The organism is Neisseria animalis, from assembly GCF_900636515.1.
Taxonomy (GTDB): domain Bacteria; phylum Pseudomonadota; class Gammaproteobacteria; order Burkholderiales; family Neisseriaceae; genus Neisseria; species Neisseria animalis.
Map to the genome: position 1 here is coordinate 217,288 of NZ_LR134287.1, position 17,071 is coordinate 234,358.

The window sequence follows — 17,071 nt, forward strand, 5'->3', positions numbered from 1 at the left end:
AAAGCCGTCTGCAAAAACGGTATCGGATTTTGCAGACGGCATGATTTATGCAACAGTATCCAGCAACTGCTCCCGAACGTCACGCCCTTGTTCATCTTGTTTGACCGCCATGATAAACAGGCATTGGCCACCGCTTAATTTCGCCCATCGCTCGGCGATTAAGCATTTTTCCTTGCTGTCGTCATTGGTTTTGTAGGGTTCGCCCTTGTATTCCACCACCAAAATCCGTCCGTCTGTCAATTCGGCGATAAAGTCGGGGTAGAAATTGTCTTTGGCCAGCGGCAGTCCAAAACCGCGTTTCACAGGATTGCGCACCCAATGTTTCACTTGTGGCAGGCTGTCAATGACTTTGGCGCAATCGAGTTCTTCGCCGCTGCTTTTTAAATCTTCAATTTGGGCAAAATAGCTTTTGTTGAAACGATAGTTACCTGAATAAAACGGCGGTTGGGGCGCGTAATGCTTCAAATCAAAACAAAATTGATGTTGCGCATCCAAGCAGGCTTGTACATCATTGCCGCCAAACAAACTTTGCTGATAGCAATCTGCCACTGCTTTTTGCCGATAGCCTTGAATCAACGCCTGAATATCCCGTGCCAAGGCAAATTTTTGTTGCAACAAATCGGCAAGCGACACATTGGGCTTGGCAAGCAAATCATCTGTCAAACGCTGTAAAAACGCCAACATGACCGCTTGCGGTATATCAGATACGCGGACGTGATTATCCAGCCAACGGATAAAATCGTTTTGGCTCAAATCCAGCCAATCATCGGTCAAATGTAATTGCTGTCCGTAAAAACGCTGCGTGAGTTTGTCGCCGTCAATATCTACGGCGAAACTGTCGCTGCCTGTTTGCACGCGGAATTTTTCCAGTCGGGCAGGATAATCCAAAAGATGCCAGCCGCGATAATCCAGTAAAATATCAGGGTCTGCCAACATCAACTCGCCCTGAATATTTACGCATAATTGCGGAATGGCGGCAAAGATTCTGCCTTGTTCGGCAGGGGAAGCGCTTTTGGCGATTTTGGCTTGATGAATGGCAATTTGTTGTTTTAACAGCGTTTGTTTTTTACCTGTTGCTGTTTTTAAAATTGCGGATTGCAAATTATCTGAAAGATTGCCCGATACTTGCACCAAAAATCTGCCGTCTTGTTCGGTGGCAATCAGTTGGGATTGTTCGTCTGATGTTAGGTTTTCAGGCAGCCTGTCCAATTCCAACACGGTAGGCACATATGCCGTCTGAAAAACCGGCAATTCATGTTCATCAAACAAATTATCTTGCCCTGTCTGCCCCATGCGCAGCATATCCGCCACTTCCAGCGTTTCAAAGCCCATGCCGATGAGTTTGTCTTGCAGATTCTTCGCCGTTTCGCCAAAACTTTTGGACGACAAATGCGCATAAGCGCGGTTTAAATCTTCCATTTTTCGGCGTTTGGCATACGGCATACGCAACACACGCCCCAAAAGCTGCTCGGCTTCTTTGCTAGACGACACGTTTTGCACCGAACAAAATACATAGGCAAACGGACAATCCCAACCTTCTTTTAAGGCCTCCACCGTGATGATGTAGAGAATCGGGCAGTTTTTGTCATACAAATCCACCTTATCCAGCTCGCGTTGCGACCCTGTAACCACGGCGATTTCACGCTCGTCAATTTTCAATTCTTCCAGCAGATACCGCTTTAACACCTCAACCGTTACCGCGCCGTTTTTGGCCTCTGCCTGAAACAGTACAATCGGACGTACATAATCGCTTTCGTGTTGGGCTTTTTGTGCCAACTCGCTGCGCCGCAAATACGCCCCGTCCACCGCCTGTTGCCAAGTTTCGTGTTCGGTTAAGATAATCGGCAGTTTGATCATCTCTTCTTTTTTGAGCACATTTGCGCCAACGTGATACAGCACATTACTGCCGCAACGCGCATCAACATTGGGCGTGGCGGTAAATTCCAAAATCGCAGACGGCAACAAATTGGCAAGCACATCAAACGTCAATGGCGTGCGGGCATTATGCGCTTCATCTACAATCACAAAAGGGCGGTAGGCTTTGAGCAGATTGGCAAACGAATGTTTGGTTTTGCCAAGCTGTTTTGCCTGCAAACCGTGTTCTTGCAAATCGGTTGGTTTGACTGTCTCCAAAGTCGCCAAAACATCAGACGGCAAACGTGCAAAATGCGGGGCTAAATGCTCGTTAAACGCATAAATTTTGCGGCCGTCTTCTTTTTCCACACGGAAATTTTGCAAAGTAGACACCACGATAACCGCCTTATTGCCAAAATCCTGCGGGCGCAACAGGGTAAATTCTTCGGTTTCAATCACCATCACTTGACGGTTAAACACCTTATCCAACGCCATGCGGTAAGGGTGTTTGGGGTTTTTCAAGGCTTCGGCAGTTTGGCTTTTAATCGTTTTGCCCGGCACCAGCCACAACGCCACAGGAAAATCACAACTCAAATACGCCTTTGCCACCCGCTCGATACTGTGCGAAGCAAGGAGTGTTTTACCGCCGCCTGTGGGAATGCGCACGCACACATAAGGAATATCGCGCAAGGCTTCGTGTTCGCTCGGCACTTTATAGGCAAAAGGCTGTTCATCGGCAAACGCCGCCGCCACATCTTTTTTCAGGCAGCCTGAAAAATAACGGCCGACACTTTCCAGAGCATCTTGTTGGTATGTTTTTAACTGCATGATTTTCCCCTTATTTATCCATCACATCATAAGGAATTCTTTTAAAAACAATATTATGGTTTGCCAAATATTTCTCAATCGAAGTCGCTTCGCCGTAAACGACAATATCCAAACCCTGTGCTAAAAACTCCTTAATCTGTGGCAACTCCCATAAAATTTTGCGGGTCAAAACATTGCCGCCGTCAGGACGTTTGTCGCCCAAAATACCGTTATACAACAGATAATAAGCCGTGTCGTTCATCACGCCGAGCAGGGGCGATTTTGCAGACGGCCTTGCAAACGGCACACGATGGGTTAAATACCAAATATGCGCCGCCAACGCATCAAACCCGATAGACGGATGGATCGCGCCGTATTCGTCAAATACTACTTCACCCAACTCGCAAAACCGAAACGCGCCGCCGCCTTGCCAGTTGGCACTGCCCGAAACGCCGCCCTGTTCGCCGTCAATCACTTTTTTTAAGCGCGGCACAACATGGGTTTTGGCGTGTTCGCCGATTTCAATGCCGATATAACGGCGGTTCATTTTGTGGGCAACGGCGGCGGTTGTGCCGCTGCCCAAAAAGCTGTCCAGGATTAAATCGCCCTCGTTGGTGGCGATTTGTAAAATGCGTTGGATTAGGCGTTCGGGTTTGGGGGTAGCAAAGATTTCTTGATTGTTAAATTCACGAACTTCTTTTTTGGCTTCTGTATTTCCGCCGACTTCATCTTGTAATAAGACGGTTAAAGGAACAATTCCTTGTTTAACTTGGTGCAAGAAACGTTTAACCATTGGAACGCCATCGCCATTTTTTCCAAAAACAATTAAATTGTCTTTGAGCATTTCAAAATATTTTTCTTCTCGCACCAACCAACATCTGCCTTTTGGTGGCATGACAATTTTTCCTGTTGGTGTTGTAATTGGATAGATATTGTCGCTAACACCAGTTTTGGCAAATTGAGCACCACGTTGTCCGCCAGTTAAACTAATCGTGAAATTATCAGGCGTGTATAAACCTCGTGGGTCATCGGTGCGATTGTATTTGGCATTCTGTTTTTCTGTTCGTTCCAATGGATTGGCTGTCCATTTTTCCTTATTTTTTGCGTAACAAAGAATGTGGTCATGGTTATCAGAAAGCCAAGTTGCGTGTCCCTGTGGTGCAGTTTTCTTTTGCCAAATTAAATTTGCCACAAAGTTTTTCCGCCCAAAAATCTCATCGCACATCACTTTGCAATAATGGCTTTCGTTGTCGTCCAGCGTAATCCAAATACTGCCGTCTTCCGCCAGCAAATCACGCAAAAGTTCCAAACGCGGATACATCATATTCAGCCACAGGCTGTGTTCCAAATTGTCGTCGTAATGGGAAAATGCACTGCCCGTGTTGTAGGGCGGGTCGATAAAAATACATTTGACACTGCCGGCATAAAACGGCAGCAAAGATTTCAGCGCGGCCAAATTGTCGCCCTGAATAATCAGATTATCGGTAAGTGCTTGATTTACCGAAATTTGCGGGGGGGGGGGGTAAGTGTTTGAATACCATAAGAAAACGCCTGATTTTCGCGCAGCAGGCGGTAAGGCGTTTTGCTTGCGGCTTTAACGGCATCTTCTTTGCCGTGCCAAGTGAGTTGCATAAGCGTACCCCGATGAAAAGTGTAATAAAATTAGCGTGCTATTTTAGCAAATTTGCCGGTATTATGTAGCAGTTGCACAAAGATTTAACTAAGTGTTTTTGCTACATTTTTCTTATCTCATTGTAATTTAAAGGTAAGAAAAAATGAATGCGTTAGAAAAGTTATTGATTGAAGAAATTTCCCTTGCAGAACAAGAAAGGGCTGAATTTGAAGCTAAGATAAAGGGGTTAAATCAGAAAATTTTAGACTATCGAACTGCGCTAAATCACGCAAGAGATTCAGATTTTTTATTAAGCAAGAAATCTCGCAATGTACGCTTTCAGTCGTCTCCATGCCAATTAGTGGCGCATATCCTTAAAAAGCAACCTGAAAAATGGTTTCATACAAATGAAATTACCCTTCAAGCATTGAAATTAGATAACCAGCCTATTGATAATGGTGTGCCACGCTTACACTTGCAAACAATGCATAGCACACTAAACCATCTTGTTAAACATTCATTGGTTGAGAAAAAGGTAGAAGGGAAAACGTGTTATTGGCGTTTGAAGGCAATGTAGTTATATTTTCAATCTCCACCGCACATCATTTGCTTTTAATGCTACTCGTTCTACTACGCCTTTATTAAGCCAATGCTTCAATGCACCACGCACTGAAACAGTATGTTGCGGTTGAATGATGGGGTCTTGTTTATCTCGAATAAGGACAAGTTCCGTTAATTCATTAACAGTAAAGTAATGATTTGGTTTTACTTTCATTTCAGCAAGCACCATTTGGCGTAGTTTTCCCTTGAAACGATGCTGATAAGTGCGGTAGGTATAAAGCTCCGTATTGTATTCATCAGTTAGGGCTTCTTCTTGCATAACCTCAATGGCTGCTTGTAGTTTATCAAGCTTACTCTCCACCAAAGCAAGATGTTCTAGCACTTGCTTACGTTCACGTTGCAAGCGGTCAATTTTTGCTTGAATTTGACTTAAATAGATTTTCTTTGCCATTACATTACCAGTCTTTCTACTTGCCTATGGTTGCCTTGCCAGTAGCCTTTCCAAGCATTATCTGATGATGTGCTGAGGCATTTACTGGTCACATCATTGAAAATGGTTAAATTATCCAGTTTGCGAGTATCTTCACGATAGGCTATTTCGTTTGCGTAGTTATCAAGGTAGATATTACTCATTTTATGAACTTGTCCGTAATACATACGTTTGAAACGTGCAAAGTAACTTTCGGCAAGGTTATTGGTAATCCCTTCATCACTACGATATTCTTTTTGATGGTTCACACGTTGTAAGTCGTAATCCACTATCAATTCATCATAAGCACTGTTTTCATCGGTATGAATACGGCTGTTTGGCTCAATATATGCAGTAGCCAATTTCTTCACGGATTCCGTGTTTTCTGACAAAATAGGAAACGTGATGGTTCTCTTTGCACCGACTAGTTGCGGATTAGACAAAGTGTCCTGTTCAGTGTAACGTTCACGCATAACCAGTACGCCACGTTTATTGGGATTGGCATTTTCTTTTAAGCGTCTATCTACTCGGTCTGCTTTCTTATTCTTTGGACGTGGAGCGGAATGCACGTAAGTACCATCAATATGGATTTCGCCTGATAATGGGAAAAGTTCACGTTGTACAATCAGGCTTTCTCGGATTTTATGTGATAAGGTAAAAGCGGTTTTGTACTGCACGTTTAAATCTCGAGAGAGCTGACAGGCTGAAATTCCCTTAACTGCATTGACAAATAAGGCAATAGCGAATAAATAGGTTTGAATTGGCAACTTATGGTTTGCAAAAATTGTCCCTGACGTAATGCTAAACGTGTGTCTGCAATGTTTGCATCGCCACTGCTTGCGAGTAGAGATAAAGTAGGCTTGATGTTGCACACCGCATTTTGGACACACGACGTTCTTTTCACTTCCCCAGCGGATACCGCAAAGCATCGAAAACGCTTCGCCATCAGATAGACGAGCTATCTGGATGGGTGAAAGCGTTCGAGCTTTGCTGGTTAAAAGGAAGTGTTGAGCCATTGCAATTATCTAAGTTATATTAAAAGGCTTTACTTGCTGAAAAATTGCGGGTTTATGTAGCAGTTGCATAAAACCTAAATCTAATCTTAACCGAATAAAAATACCTTTACCCATTTATACAGGTAAAGGTATTTTACTTTATTTTTATTTCAAACACTAAAGTGAATTAAGATCAAATATTAACTAAGTGTTTCTAATTCATCTTTAGTTAAAGGGGCTACACTTCGTCTTTATCTTATATTTAAAGCAATACGTACCCCCACACCTATCGAAGTAGATAAGATATTTACGGATAAATAATAACTAAGATAGAATCTTACTATTAGTTTCTATCTAATCTCAGATAATTTTTCTATAACCTGATATTTTACGCCATCAAAAATATTTAAGGAAAAATGTTTTTTAGCACATTGAATTTTTTGACGTTCACTTAAACTGAGAGAACTTTCATCAATTCCTGATTGAATGCCTTTGCCTGTATTTTTGGTTTCCGCTACAAAATAAACTTTTGAACGGTTATTCATTACCACAGCCCAGTCAGGGTTGTAATTACCAATTGGGGTAGGAATTTTAAACCAGTTAGGCAATTTGAAATACATTCGCACATCCTCATTGTTTTCGCATTCTTGGGCAAACTGTTTTTCAGTGTATGAATCTAGTGAAATATAATTAGCGAAAATAGTTTTGTGTTGTTTTTCTTTATCACTTTGATTGACTTCAAAGGTGTGTTCATTGAAAAAGATTTCCAAGCCGTTTTTTTCCAATTCTTTCCATTGAATTAAAGTCTGTTCATAGCCATTTTTTTGTGGATCAACTTGTGAATACTCAATACCATCAATCATTAAGCCATTTAAGGCTTGTAAAATTTTTTCACTCACCATATCAATAAAGCGTTGCGGATTATTAGCAAGCTCGTGCAAGCGGTCGGATTTTTGCAAAATTTCACAAATAGTTTGGCGAGTTAATTGGGTTTTACGCTGAATAGCTTGCAATACATCAGGGATTTCCCAATGAGTATCAATTTCTGCATAGCGAGAATTGGTTTCTTCACCCCAAATACCTTGTTCAGATTGACGTAATTTTGCCTTTTGCACATTCAGTTGAACCCGTTGAATAGTGGGCATTTCTCTCATCAATTTTATCGCACTTTCAATCAGTTTTTCTCGTTCAAATCGCACGGAATAACGTGTTTTTTGTTGTAATTTTTGCCAAATTTCAATAAATGTGGAATCAAGGGTAAAGCCTTTTCGATAACGTTGTTGCAAGCGAGTTTCTCTTGATTTTACGCCACCATTGGTAAATTTAATTCCGCATTCATCTTCATATTCTTTTTGAAGATTTGCCGCAAAACTTTGGTAGCTTTCATTAGGAATCACTGTGAGGATATTTACACTTTCATCATAAATGCGTTCGCCTTGTTGGTTTACCGCCAAACGCAAGCCACGCCCAATTTCTTGGCGTTTTTTAATTGGCGAACGGGTTTCATTTAGTGTACAAATTTGAAATACATTTGGGTTATCCCAGCCTTCTTTTAAAGCGGAGTGAGAAAAAATAAAACGCAACGGCGAATCAAAAGAAAGTAGTTTTTCTTTATCTCGCATAATTAAATTATAAGTATCTTCGTCTGCTTTTGTGCAACCCGTAGTATCTTTCTCCTTACCTTTATCTTGGGAAAAATAGCCATCGTGTACCCCGTTTGCACTCATTCCTGTTTCACGCTCATAGATTTCATTAAACCAGCGGTAAAATTTGCCGTTATCACGGTAATTCGCCACCTTATCAATAAAAAACAGAGAAAGCACTTTAATGCCTTTGCTATTCAGACGTTTTTCTTTGGCTAAATGCTCTTTAATGGTACATTCCATTTGCTTTTTCATAATTTCATCACGCAATAAGTCATCATCTTCACTTTGTGTGAGAATTTGCCCGTTAGATAAGCGAATCTCAAACGGATCGGCACTTAACTCATTGATAATAAAACCGTGTCGATAACTCTCGTTTTTACCTGATTTTTCATAGAGATCATCACCAGCTTGTATGGTAACTGGTTTTTTCTTGGTTTCTTTATCAGTTTGAATGTGAATTTCAATTTTAGCTTTGAGTTTTCCTTTACCAACAATAGGTTCTTTTAGCACGATATAAGCACCGTTCACATCGTTTTCTGCTAGCACGGGTTCTACTTCGATTTGTTTTACCAATTTTTGGTTATAAGCTTCAAGTGGATTAAGACTATAAATTTTGTGATATGGATTTTTATGCGTAGCGGAATAACGTAATACAAATAAAGGATTAAGTGCTTCAATTGCTTGCTTACTCAATTCCGTTTCCATATTTTGTGGTTCATCAATAATGACAATCGGCTGAGTTTGACTAATTTGCAAAATTGGTGCTTCACCACTTTCGTTGATACGGTTAATCACATTATCATCTTTTTTAAAGCTATCAATGTTCATAATCAAGATTTCAATATGGTTATTGGTAGCAAAACCGCGTAAAGCATTTAGCCTGTCGCTACGGTACACAGTGGTATTGATGGTCGGTTTATCAAATAAATTGTCAAAATGTTCTGCGGTGGCTCGTACAGTTTGTTGCACCCCTTCACGAATGGCGACACTTGGCACCACGATCACAAATTTTTGCCAACCGTATTGTTTATTTAGCTCAAAAATGGTGCGTAAATAGACATAAGTTTTGCCCGTGCCCGTTTCCATTTCAACAGAAAAATGCAAGCCGTGATCGGAAAGTACGGTTAATTTTTGATGGAATTTTTCCTGCACCGCATTTAAATTTTTCTCAATTTCTTCAAAGGGTAAAGCCAACTGATTTGCCATAATCGGCTGATTGCCCACGGTATTAAGAGCAAATGCAGTGGTTTTGTTTAATTCACCTTTAAATAAGGTAACCACCGCTTCAATGGCTTGTTGTTGGTGGACGAGTTCTTCGAATTTTAATTGCATAATGCCCCCTAAAATGTTTCAAAGGCAATGCCAGCGTCTTTTAATTGCAAGGCGAGATTAGCTTTTAAAGCATCGTTGCCGTTAAATACTTTATCTAAGGCAAACACTTTTTGTGGTTGTGCATCGATAATGTGATTAAGCATTTCATTGTGATACTGCGTTAATAAAAGAGCGGTCTTTCTTTTACCTGTTTTATCATTGAGCCAAACGAGATAATCCGCAAATTCAAAGGAATCTGTTAATTGGAAGCCTAAACGCAAAGCAAGCTCATACGCCATATTTTCCACCGTGGCTGTGGGTTCAACAATATCTTGGAAAATATCTAATTGTGCTTTGATATTTTTTACTTCATTATTTTTTGGAGTTTGCCATTGTTTAAAATTACTTTCGCTTAACTTAAACACTTTAAAGCCTATATCCAGCGAGTGATTTTCGGGAAGATTTTGCAAAATTTGCGCCCCAGCACGGCGGATACGCTCTTTTGAGATTTCTGCGATATTTTCAGATACCCCCAATGATTGACAAAATTCGTAAGCCATTTTTTGTTTTTTATCTTTTGGATTTAATTCTTCAGGTAATTGAATACAAATGTATTGGCGTTGTTTTTCTTTAATTTTTAAATTTAACTCCATAATAGCATGAGCAAATGAGCCACTTCCACAGAAAAAATCACAAATTAAATCGCCTTCATTTGAACCAATACGAATTAAATTTTTAAGCAATTCTAATGGTTTAGGATTTTGAAATATTTTTTTATTAAATAATTTTTTGATAACCTCTGTACCATTTCCGCTACTGTAAGCTGGTTTATAAAACAAAGACTTAGCTTTTTTTCCACTAGCTATATCATCTTCTAAACGTTGCTTTTTATAGAATGAAATTTTCCCATTTTTTGAATGTTTGATAATAAATTCATTCAACGATTTGCTTAATGTATCTTTTGAACGTCTCCAGGACATTTCCTTGCCATCTTTTGTTATTGGGTAGACAATAAAATCATCATTAGCCAATTTTTCGACAGACATTCTTGAATAATCTCTACTTACAAAAATAGGATAATAACCATTAGGACGTTGTTCTCTTGCTCCATCTTCGCCTGTTCGCATTAAAGTTGCACCTTGATAAAATTTTCCTTTTTCGTCTTCTTGATCATAATCTGCAAAATCTTCTTCAGTCAAAGGGATACCATTTAAATCGTCAACAGAACTTTTATTTTTCATATACACGATCGTATATTCATGAGTTCCAGCAAACCCAAATTCATCATTATTTCCTTTTAAATTCATAATGGTTGGTAAAGATGCAACAAAATTTTCCGCCCCAAACACTTCATCACACAACAATTTCAACTGTGCCTGTTCATTATCATCAATACTAATAAAAATCACACCGTCATCACGCAAAAGCGTTTTGGCTAAATGCAAACGAGGCAACATCATTGAAAGCCAGTTGCTGTGATAATGCCCGTTATCCTTGCTGTTTTTGCGGAATGCCCCTTGAAATATACCATCACGTTTAATGTAGCCCTCAGCATCTTTATCGCCTACACGTTTAGCATATTCCTCTCTTGTTTCAGAAAATTTATCAGGGTAAATAAAGCTGTCATTGCCAGTGTTATAAGGTGGATCAATGTAGATCATTTTCACTGTGCCTGCGTAAGCCTTTTGCAGAATTTTTAAGGCTTCCATATTTTCAGCTTCAATAAATAGATTTTGCGTAGTGTCAAAATTTACACTTTCTTCTTTACAAGGGGAAAGCGTGTTAAAAGAAGGGGATTGTAGAGTACGGTAGGCACTGGATTTTCCCGCCCAGTTTAGACAGTAATGCTCATTATGATCGGCAAGGTTTTCCTCACCTAACACGAGTTTGAGTTTTTCCCAATCAATTTTATTTTCACAAAAAATTTCAGGAAAAAGCTGTTTGAGTTTTTCAAGATTATTTTGTTGAGAAGGGTTGATATTATCCGTTAAACTGCTGTGCTGTGCTGTGCTGTGCTGTGCTGTGCTGTGCTGTGCTGTGCTGTGCTGTGCCATTTTTTGTTTCCTCAAAATAGTTTGTCAAGTATTATTTCAATTCTGTGTTAATCGCTTTAAACGATACTTCTACCGCTTTCTGTAATTCATTCGGCATTGCTCGATAATGATTATGCCCTAAATGCAGTATAGCACATTAAGTCTATTTTATTGCTAGTCGTAAACAATGGCGTTGCAAGCATTGCAATCACACTTTTCGATTAAATCAGGCATAATTTTGCTAATCATAAGTTATCTTTAAAAATTTATCTGTATATTTTAATTCGCTTTGTGAATGTGGCTAGAGTGCTTTTTCATTATTTCTAATCGGTTCGTAAGTATTCAGAAAATAGCTATCGTTGTTTGGTTCAAGAATAAATAGGATCTTTAAGGATTTGAATTTTCTTTAGTGAATTTTCTCGACTTTTAGCAAGTTTTACGTTGCATTGAAGTGTATTGATTTTGCGATTGATGAGGGAATAATAGTGCGGATTTGTCATAATAAAAATCTCCATCAATATAATTATGTAATGGAGATTTTAATGATAATGATAGTTAGATCTTTGTGCAACTGCTACATACTACCGAAATTTGCCCAAACAATCCCAAATTTATACGGGGTGGTGTGTGGTGGAGACTTCATGCCGTCTGCAAAACGGGCAATGTGGCTTGCAGACGGCATGAGGGGGAGGTTTGGCCGATGGTTTCTCGGGGGTTAAAAGAGCCTTACGGTTTTAAGCCTTTTTCTTGTCTGCGCCTTTCGGTACAATTCCGAATATTCTTGAAATCAGGGTTTGTGCTGCTTGGCGTGTGCAGCTCTGTATCGTTTATGTATTGGATACTATGCGGGCGGGTGCGGTGTATGCTGTGATGTTTTGGGTTGGTTCCGCCTGTTTTGCAGACGGCTTTTGAGCTTGAATGCCGTCTGCAAATTATTTTTTAAGAGATTAAGTTGTTGAAATAATGATAAATAAGATTTTTTCTTGGTTTGAATCCCGTATCAATCCGTATCCTGCGGAAGAGGCGCAAACGCCTGAAAAAGGCTTGTGGCGTTTTGTGTGGAGCAGTATTGTCGGGGTGCGTAAGTGGATTGCGGTGTTGGCGGTGATGACGGCCGGTATCGGTATCATGGAGGCGTTGCTGCTGCAGTTTATGGGCAAGGTCATCGACTGGATTGGCGAGTATACGCCGGCAACGCTGTTTGCTGAAAAAGGCTGGGCATTGGCGGGTATGGCGCTGATGATGCTGTTTTCGGTGGTGTGGACGTTTTTTGCTTCCAATGTGCGGCTGCAGACGCTGCAAGGTGTGTTTCCGATGCGCCTGCGCTGGAATTTCCACCGTCTGATGCTCAACCAAAGTCTGGGTTTTTACCAAGACGAGTTTGCCGGACGGGTGTCGGCCAAAGTCATGCAGACGGCATTGGCGCTGCGCGACGCGGTGATGACCGTGGCCGATATGGTGGTGTATGTGCTGGTGTATTTCATCACTTCCGGCGTGATTCTGGCCGCGCTCGACGGTTGGCTGCTGCTGCCGTTTATCGGTTGGATAATTGGTTTCGCGCTGGTGATGCGGCTGCTGATTCCGAAGTTGGGCAAAACCGCCGCACGCCAAGCCGATGCGCGATCGCTGATGACCGGCCGCGTAACCGATGCCTATTCCAACATTACCACGGTCAAGCTCTTCTCACACGGCGCACGCGAGGCCGCTTATGCCAAGCAGTCGATGGAAGAGTTTATGGTAACGGTTCATGCCCAAATGCGGTTGGCTACCCTGCTGCACAGTTGCAGCTTTATTGTGAATACGCTGCTGACGCTCTCCACCGCCGCACTCGGCATCTGGCTGTGGCATCGGGGGCAGGTCGGCGTGGGCGCGGTTGCGACCGCCACGGCGATGGCTTTGCGCGTAAACGGCCTGTCGCAGTACATCATGTGGGAATCCGCCCGTCTGTTTGAAAACATCGGTACGGTGAACGACGGCATGGCTACCCTGACCAAACCGCATACCATCGTGGACAAACCGCAGGCACTGCCGCTTAAAGTCGGCGCGGGCGAAATCAGATTCGATCATGTGGACTTCTCCTACGAAGCGGGCAAACCGCTGCTCAATGGTTTCAACCTCACCATCAAACCGGGTGAGAAAGTCGGCCTCATCGGGCGCAGCGGCGCGGGCAAATCCACCATCGTCAATCTGCTTTTGCGCTTTTACGAACCGCAAAGCGGCACGATTTCCATCGACGGGCAAAATGTGGACGGCGTGACCCAAGAGAGCCTGCGCGCGCAAATCGGTCTGGTTACCCAAGACACATCGCTGCTGCACCGCTCCGTGCGCGATAATATCGTTTACGGCCGCCCGAGTGCCACCGATGCCGAAATGATTTCCGCCGCCGAACGTGCCGAAGCAGCCGGTTTTATTCCGAACCTGAGCGATGCCAAGGGCCGGCGCGGCTATGATGCCCATGTCGGCGAACGCGGCGTGAAACTCTCCGGCGGCCAGCGTCAGCGTATCGCCATCGCCCGCGTGATGCTGAAAGACGCGCCGATTCTGCTTTTGGACGAAGCAACCAGCGCGCTGGATTCCGAAGTCGAAGCAGCCATTCAAGAGAGCCTCGATAAAATGATGGAAAACAAAACCGTTATCGCCATCGCCCACCGCCTCTCCACCATCGCCGCGATGGACAGGCTGATTGTGCTCGACAAAGGCCGCATCATCGAAGAAGGTACTCATGCCGAATTGCTGGAAAAAGGCGGTTTGTATGCCAAACTTTGGGCGCACCAGAGCGGCGGTTTTTTGAGCGAACACGTTGATTGGGAATAAATATAGTCGAATAAAATAAGAATGAGACAAGGCAGCGAAGCCGCAGACAGTACACATAGTACGGCAAGGCAAAGCAACGCTGTATCATTCTTATTTTAAATGACTATAAAAGATTGAAGTTTTGAGGTTAAAGGCCGTCTGCAAAATGCTCTTTACGGGGCAATTTGCAGACGGCCTTTTTGTGTGAATACGGTCGAAGTAACACCGAATGGAATAACGCTGCAAACAGTATCAGCAGTGAGACCTTCGTAAAAAACAGGAAGCGAAGCCAAACGGATGGTAGGGGCGGGTTTTACGCCCGCCCGAAGTTAATCAATACCATGAAAGTGAGCACTTCAAAAAGCCCAAGTAAGCGTGCGGTGTCAAATCCACTTCTACAAGCCCTTGGTGGGCAGTAAGGCGCAGCAGGGCGGGAGTATTTTGTGTGAAATGACGATATGCGAAGGAAAAGATGCGGTGCTTAGTGCGGACAATGTTGCCAAAGATGACGGCAGCGGTGTCGGATCACTTTTTAATGCCGTCTGCATATCCGGCGGTTTGCCGCAAGCATGGTTTTGTGTGCGGATTGTGTGAGCGGGATAGTTTGGCGGTTATTATTTTGACGGTTATAGTCGAATAAAATAAGACAAGGCAACGAAGCCGCAGACAGTACAGATAGTACGACAAGGCAAAGCAACGCAGTATCATTCTTATTTTAAAAGACTATATATTGCCGGATTGTTTGCTCAGTTTGGGAAAACAGCAGGGAAAGGCCGTCTGCAAAATGGCTGTTGCCATCGAAAAGGTATGCAACAGCGATTTTGCAGACGGCCTTGATGGTTGAGCTCGGCATGGTGCGGCGTTGCGGCGTGTTGCGTTATACCATGTAAGCCGCCGCCCGCTGCTTGATTGTTTAAATCTGCAACGGACGGCGGTTGGGTTTGAATGCAGGGGGCGGTTTAGCGCGCGTCTTTAAACCCGCGTTTCAAATGCACCATCAGCAACGCCACCGCCGCAGGCGTTACGCCGGAGATGCGCGAGGCTTGGCCGACGGTTTCGGGGCGGTGTTGGTTGAGCTTCTGCTGCACTTCGGCCGATAAGCCTTTGACTTTGCCGTAATCGATGTCGGCGGGCAGGTTCAGCGTTTCGATGTCGCGGCGGCTGTTGATTTCGTCTTGCTGGCGGTCGATGTAGCCTTGGTATTTCACTTGGATTTCGACTTGCTCGGTCACGCTTTCAGACAGGCTTTCAGACGGCCTTGCGCCTTCCAGCGTCATCAGCGCGGCGTAGTCGATGTTGGGGCGGCGCAGCAGATCGTGCAGGTTGGCTTCGCGGGAAAGTTTTTGGCCGAACACGCGGATTTGTTCGCTTTCCGGCAGTTTTTGCGGGGTGTACCAAGTGGTTTTCAGGCGTTGGATTTCGCGCGCGATGTGTTCGCGTTTTTCGTCAAACGCACGCCATTGGGCTTCGGATACCAAGCCGATTTTGTAGCCGTCTTCGGTGAGGCGCATATCGGCGTTGTCTTCGCGCAGTTGCAGGCGGTATTCGGCGCGGCTGGTGAACATGCGGTAGGGCTCGTTCACGCCTTTGGTAATCAAATCGTCGACCAATACGCCCAAATAAGCCTGTTCGCGGCGCAGCAGGAGCGGATCGCGTCCGCGCACATACTGCACGGCGTTGGCTCCGGCCAGTAGGCCTTGCGCGGCGGCTTCTTCGTAGCCGGTGGTGCCGTTGATTTGTCCGGCGAAGAAGAGGCCGGCGATGGTTTTGGTTTCCAAGCTGGCTTTCAGGTTGCGCGGGTCGAAGTAGTCGTATTCGATGGCGTAGCCGGGGCGCAGGATATGGGCGTTTTCCAAGCCTTTCATCGAGCGCACGAGGGCGATTTGAATGTCGAACGGCAGGCTGGTGGAAATGCCGTTGGGATAGTATTCGTGGGTGGTTAAGCCTTCGGGCTCGAGGAAAATCTGGTGGCTGTCTTTGTCGGCGAAGCGGTTGATTTTGTCTTCGATGGAGGGGCAGTAGCGCGGACCCACGCCTTCGATTTTGCCGGTAAACATGGGGCTGCGGTCGAAACCGGAGCGGATGATGTCGTGCGTTTTCAGATTGGTGTGGGTAATCCAGCACGACACTTGGCGCGGGTGCATTTCCGCGCTGCCGCGTACCGACATCACGGGCACGGGCGTGTCGCCGGGCTGTTCTTCCAGCACGGAAAAGTCGATGGTGCGCCCGTCGATGCGCGGCGGCGTGCCGGTTTTCAGGCGCGAAACGGGCAGATTCAGTTCTTTCAGACGGCCTGACAAGCCTTGTGCGGCAGGATCGCCTGCGCGTCCGCCCTCGTAGTTTTCCAAGCCGATGTGGATTTTGCCGGCGAGAAATGTGCCTGCGGTCAGCACCACGGCGCGTGCTTTAAATTCCACGCCCATTGCGGTTTTCACGCCGGATACGCGTTCGCCCTCGAGCGTGATGTCTTCTACCGCCTGCTGGAATAGCTCCAGATTTTCTTGGTTTTCTAGCATTTCGCGGATGGCGGCTTTGTAGAGGATACGGTCGGCCTGCGCCCTTGTTGCCCGCACCGCCGCGCCTTTGCTGGCGTTCAGGCGGCGGAACTGGATGCCCGACATGTCGGTGGCCAAAGCCATCGCGCCGCCGAGCGCGTCGACTTCGCGCACGAGGTGGCCTTTGCCGATGCCGCCGATCGACGGGTTGCACGACATTTGGCCGAGGGTTTCGATATTGTGGGTGAGCAGCAGCGTTTGCGCACCCATGCGTGCGGCAGCGAGTGCGGCTTCGGTACCGGCGTGGCCGCCGCCGACGACGATAACGTCGTAAATTTTGGGGTAAATCATGTGTGTTTTGCTTTATGATCGGTTTGCAGACGGCATGGCGGGGCGGAAAGTGGTGCCGGTCAAACGCCGTCCGGAAAAGATTGATTAATTAGAAGAATAGGGGAGGGATTGTACGCTTTTTTAGCGGAGCTTGTCATTGCTCTG

11 protein-coding genes are annotated in these 17,071 nt (G+C 44.5%); 3 read left to right on the forward strand and 8 right to left on the reverse strand.

Annotated elements, in window-relative coordinates:
- Positions 1–45: 45 nt before the first annotated feature.
- The 3 genes from EL111_RS01070 to EL111_RS10760 are packed head-to-tail and all read right to left on the reverse strand — an operon-like array spanning position 46 to position 4,293.
- Complete coding sequence (locus EL111_RS01070; RefSeq protein WP_197717760.1) at positions 46–2,682, reverse strand: DEAD/DEAH box helicase; 2,637 nt, start codon at positions 2,680–2,682, stop codon at positions 46–48.
- Positions 2,683–2,692: 10 nt separating this feature from the next.
- Positions 2,693–4,117: a site-specific DNA-methyltransferase gene (locus EL111_RS01075; protein WP_197717761.1), complete on the reverse strand. Its 1,425-nt coding sequence runs from the start codon at positions 4,115–4,117 to the stop codon at positions 2,693–2,695.
- Between the two features lie 41 nt (positions 4,118–4,158).
- Complete coding sequence (locus tag EL111_RS10760; protein ID WP_269471078.1) at positions 4,159–4,293, reverse strand: hypothetical protein; 135 nt, start codon at positions 4,291–4,293, stop codon at positions 4,159–4,161.
- A 143-nt stretch (positions 4,294–4,436) separates the two neighbouring features.
- Here EL111_RS10760 and EL111_RS01080 point away from each other — a divergent pair, with 143 nt between their 5' ends.
- On the forward strand, positions 4,437–4,850 hold the full coding sequence (locus EL111_RS01080; protein ID WP_100296699.1) for a transcriptional regulator: 414 nt from the start codon (positions 4,437–4,439) through the stop codon (positions 4,848–4,850).
- Here EL111_RS01080 and EL111_RS01085 read toward each other — a convergent pair whose 3' ends face one another.
- The 4 genes from EL111_RS01085 to EL111_RS01100 all read right to left on the reverse strand — a co-directional run bounded on the left by EL111_RS01085 (position 4,851) and on the right by EL111_RS01100 (position 11,309).
- Entirely contained in the window at positions 4,851–5,285 is a 435-nt protein-coding gene (locus EL111_RS01085; RefSeq protein WP_100296700.1) for a DNA repair protein, read from the reverse strand.
- Positions 5,285–6,319: an IS1595 family transposase gene (locus EL111_RS01090; RefSeq protein WP_100296701.1), complete on the reverse strand. Its 1,035-nt coding sequence runs from the start codon at positions 6,317–6,319 to the stop codon at positions 5,285–5,287. The genes EL111_RS01085 and EL111_RS01090 overlap by 1 nt, the downstream gene beginning before the upstream one ends.
- A gap of 329 nt (positions 6,320–6,648) precedes the next feature.
- Positions 6,649–9,276 carry a restriction endonuclease gene (locus EL111_RS01095; protein ID WP_123795197.1) on the reverse strand — a complete coding sequence of 876 codons (2,628 nt, stop codon included), beginning with the start codon at positions 9,274–9,276 and terminating at the stop codon, positions 6,649–6,651.
- A gap of 8 nt (positions 9,277–9,284) precedes the next feature.
- Positions 9,285–11,309: a site-specific DNA-methyltransferase gene (locus tag EL111_RS01100; protein ID WP_123795198.1), complete on the reverse strand. Its 2,025-nt coding sequence runs from the start codon at positions 11,307–11,309 to the stop codon at positions 9,285–9,287.
- A 942-nt stretch (positions 11,310–12,251) separates the two neighbouring features.
- Between EL111_RS01100 and EL111_RS01110 the strand changes: the two genes are divergently transcribed.
- Positions 12,252–14,102: an ABC transporter ATP-binding protein gene (locus tag EL111_RS01110; protein ID WP_123795199.1), complete on the forward strand. Its 1,851-nt coding sequence runs from the start codon at positions 12,252–12,254 to the stop codon at positions 14,100–14,102.
- Positions 14,103–14,456: 354 nt separating this feature from the next.
- Entirely contained in the window at positions 14,457–14,675 is a 219-nt protein-coding gene (locus EL111_RS01115) for a hypothetical protein (RefSeq protein ID WP_123795200.1), read from the forward strand.
- A gap of 365 nt (positions 14,676–15,040) precedes the next feature.
- On the opposite strand, the gene mnmG is transcribed toward EL111_RS01115, so the two are convergent.
- Positions 15,041–16,927, reverse strand: a complete 1,887-nt coding sequence (gene mnmG / locus EL111_RS01120) for a tRNA uridine-5-carboxymethylaminomethyl(34) synthesis enzyme MnmG (protein ID WP_123795201.1) — start codon at positions 16,925–16,927, stop codon at positions 15,041–15,043.
- Between the last annotated feature and the right edge of the window lie 144 nt (positions 16,928–17,071).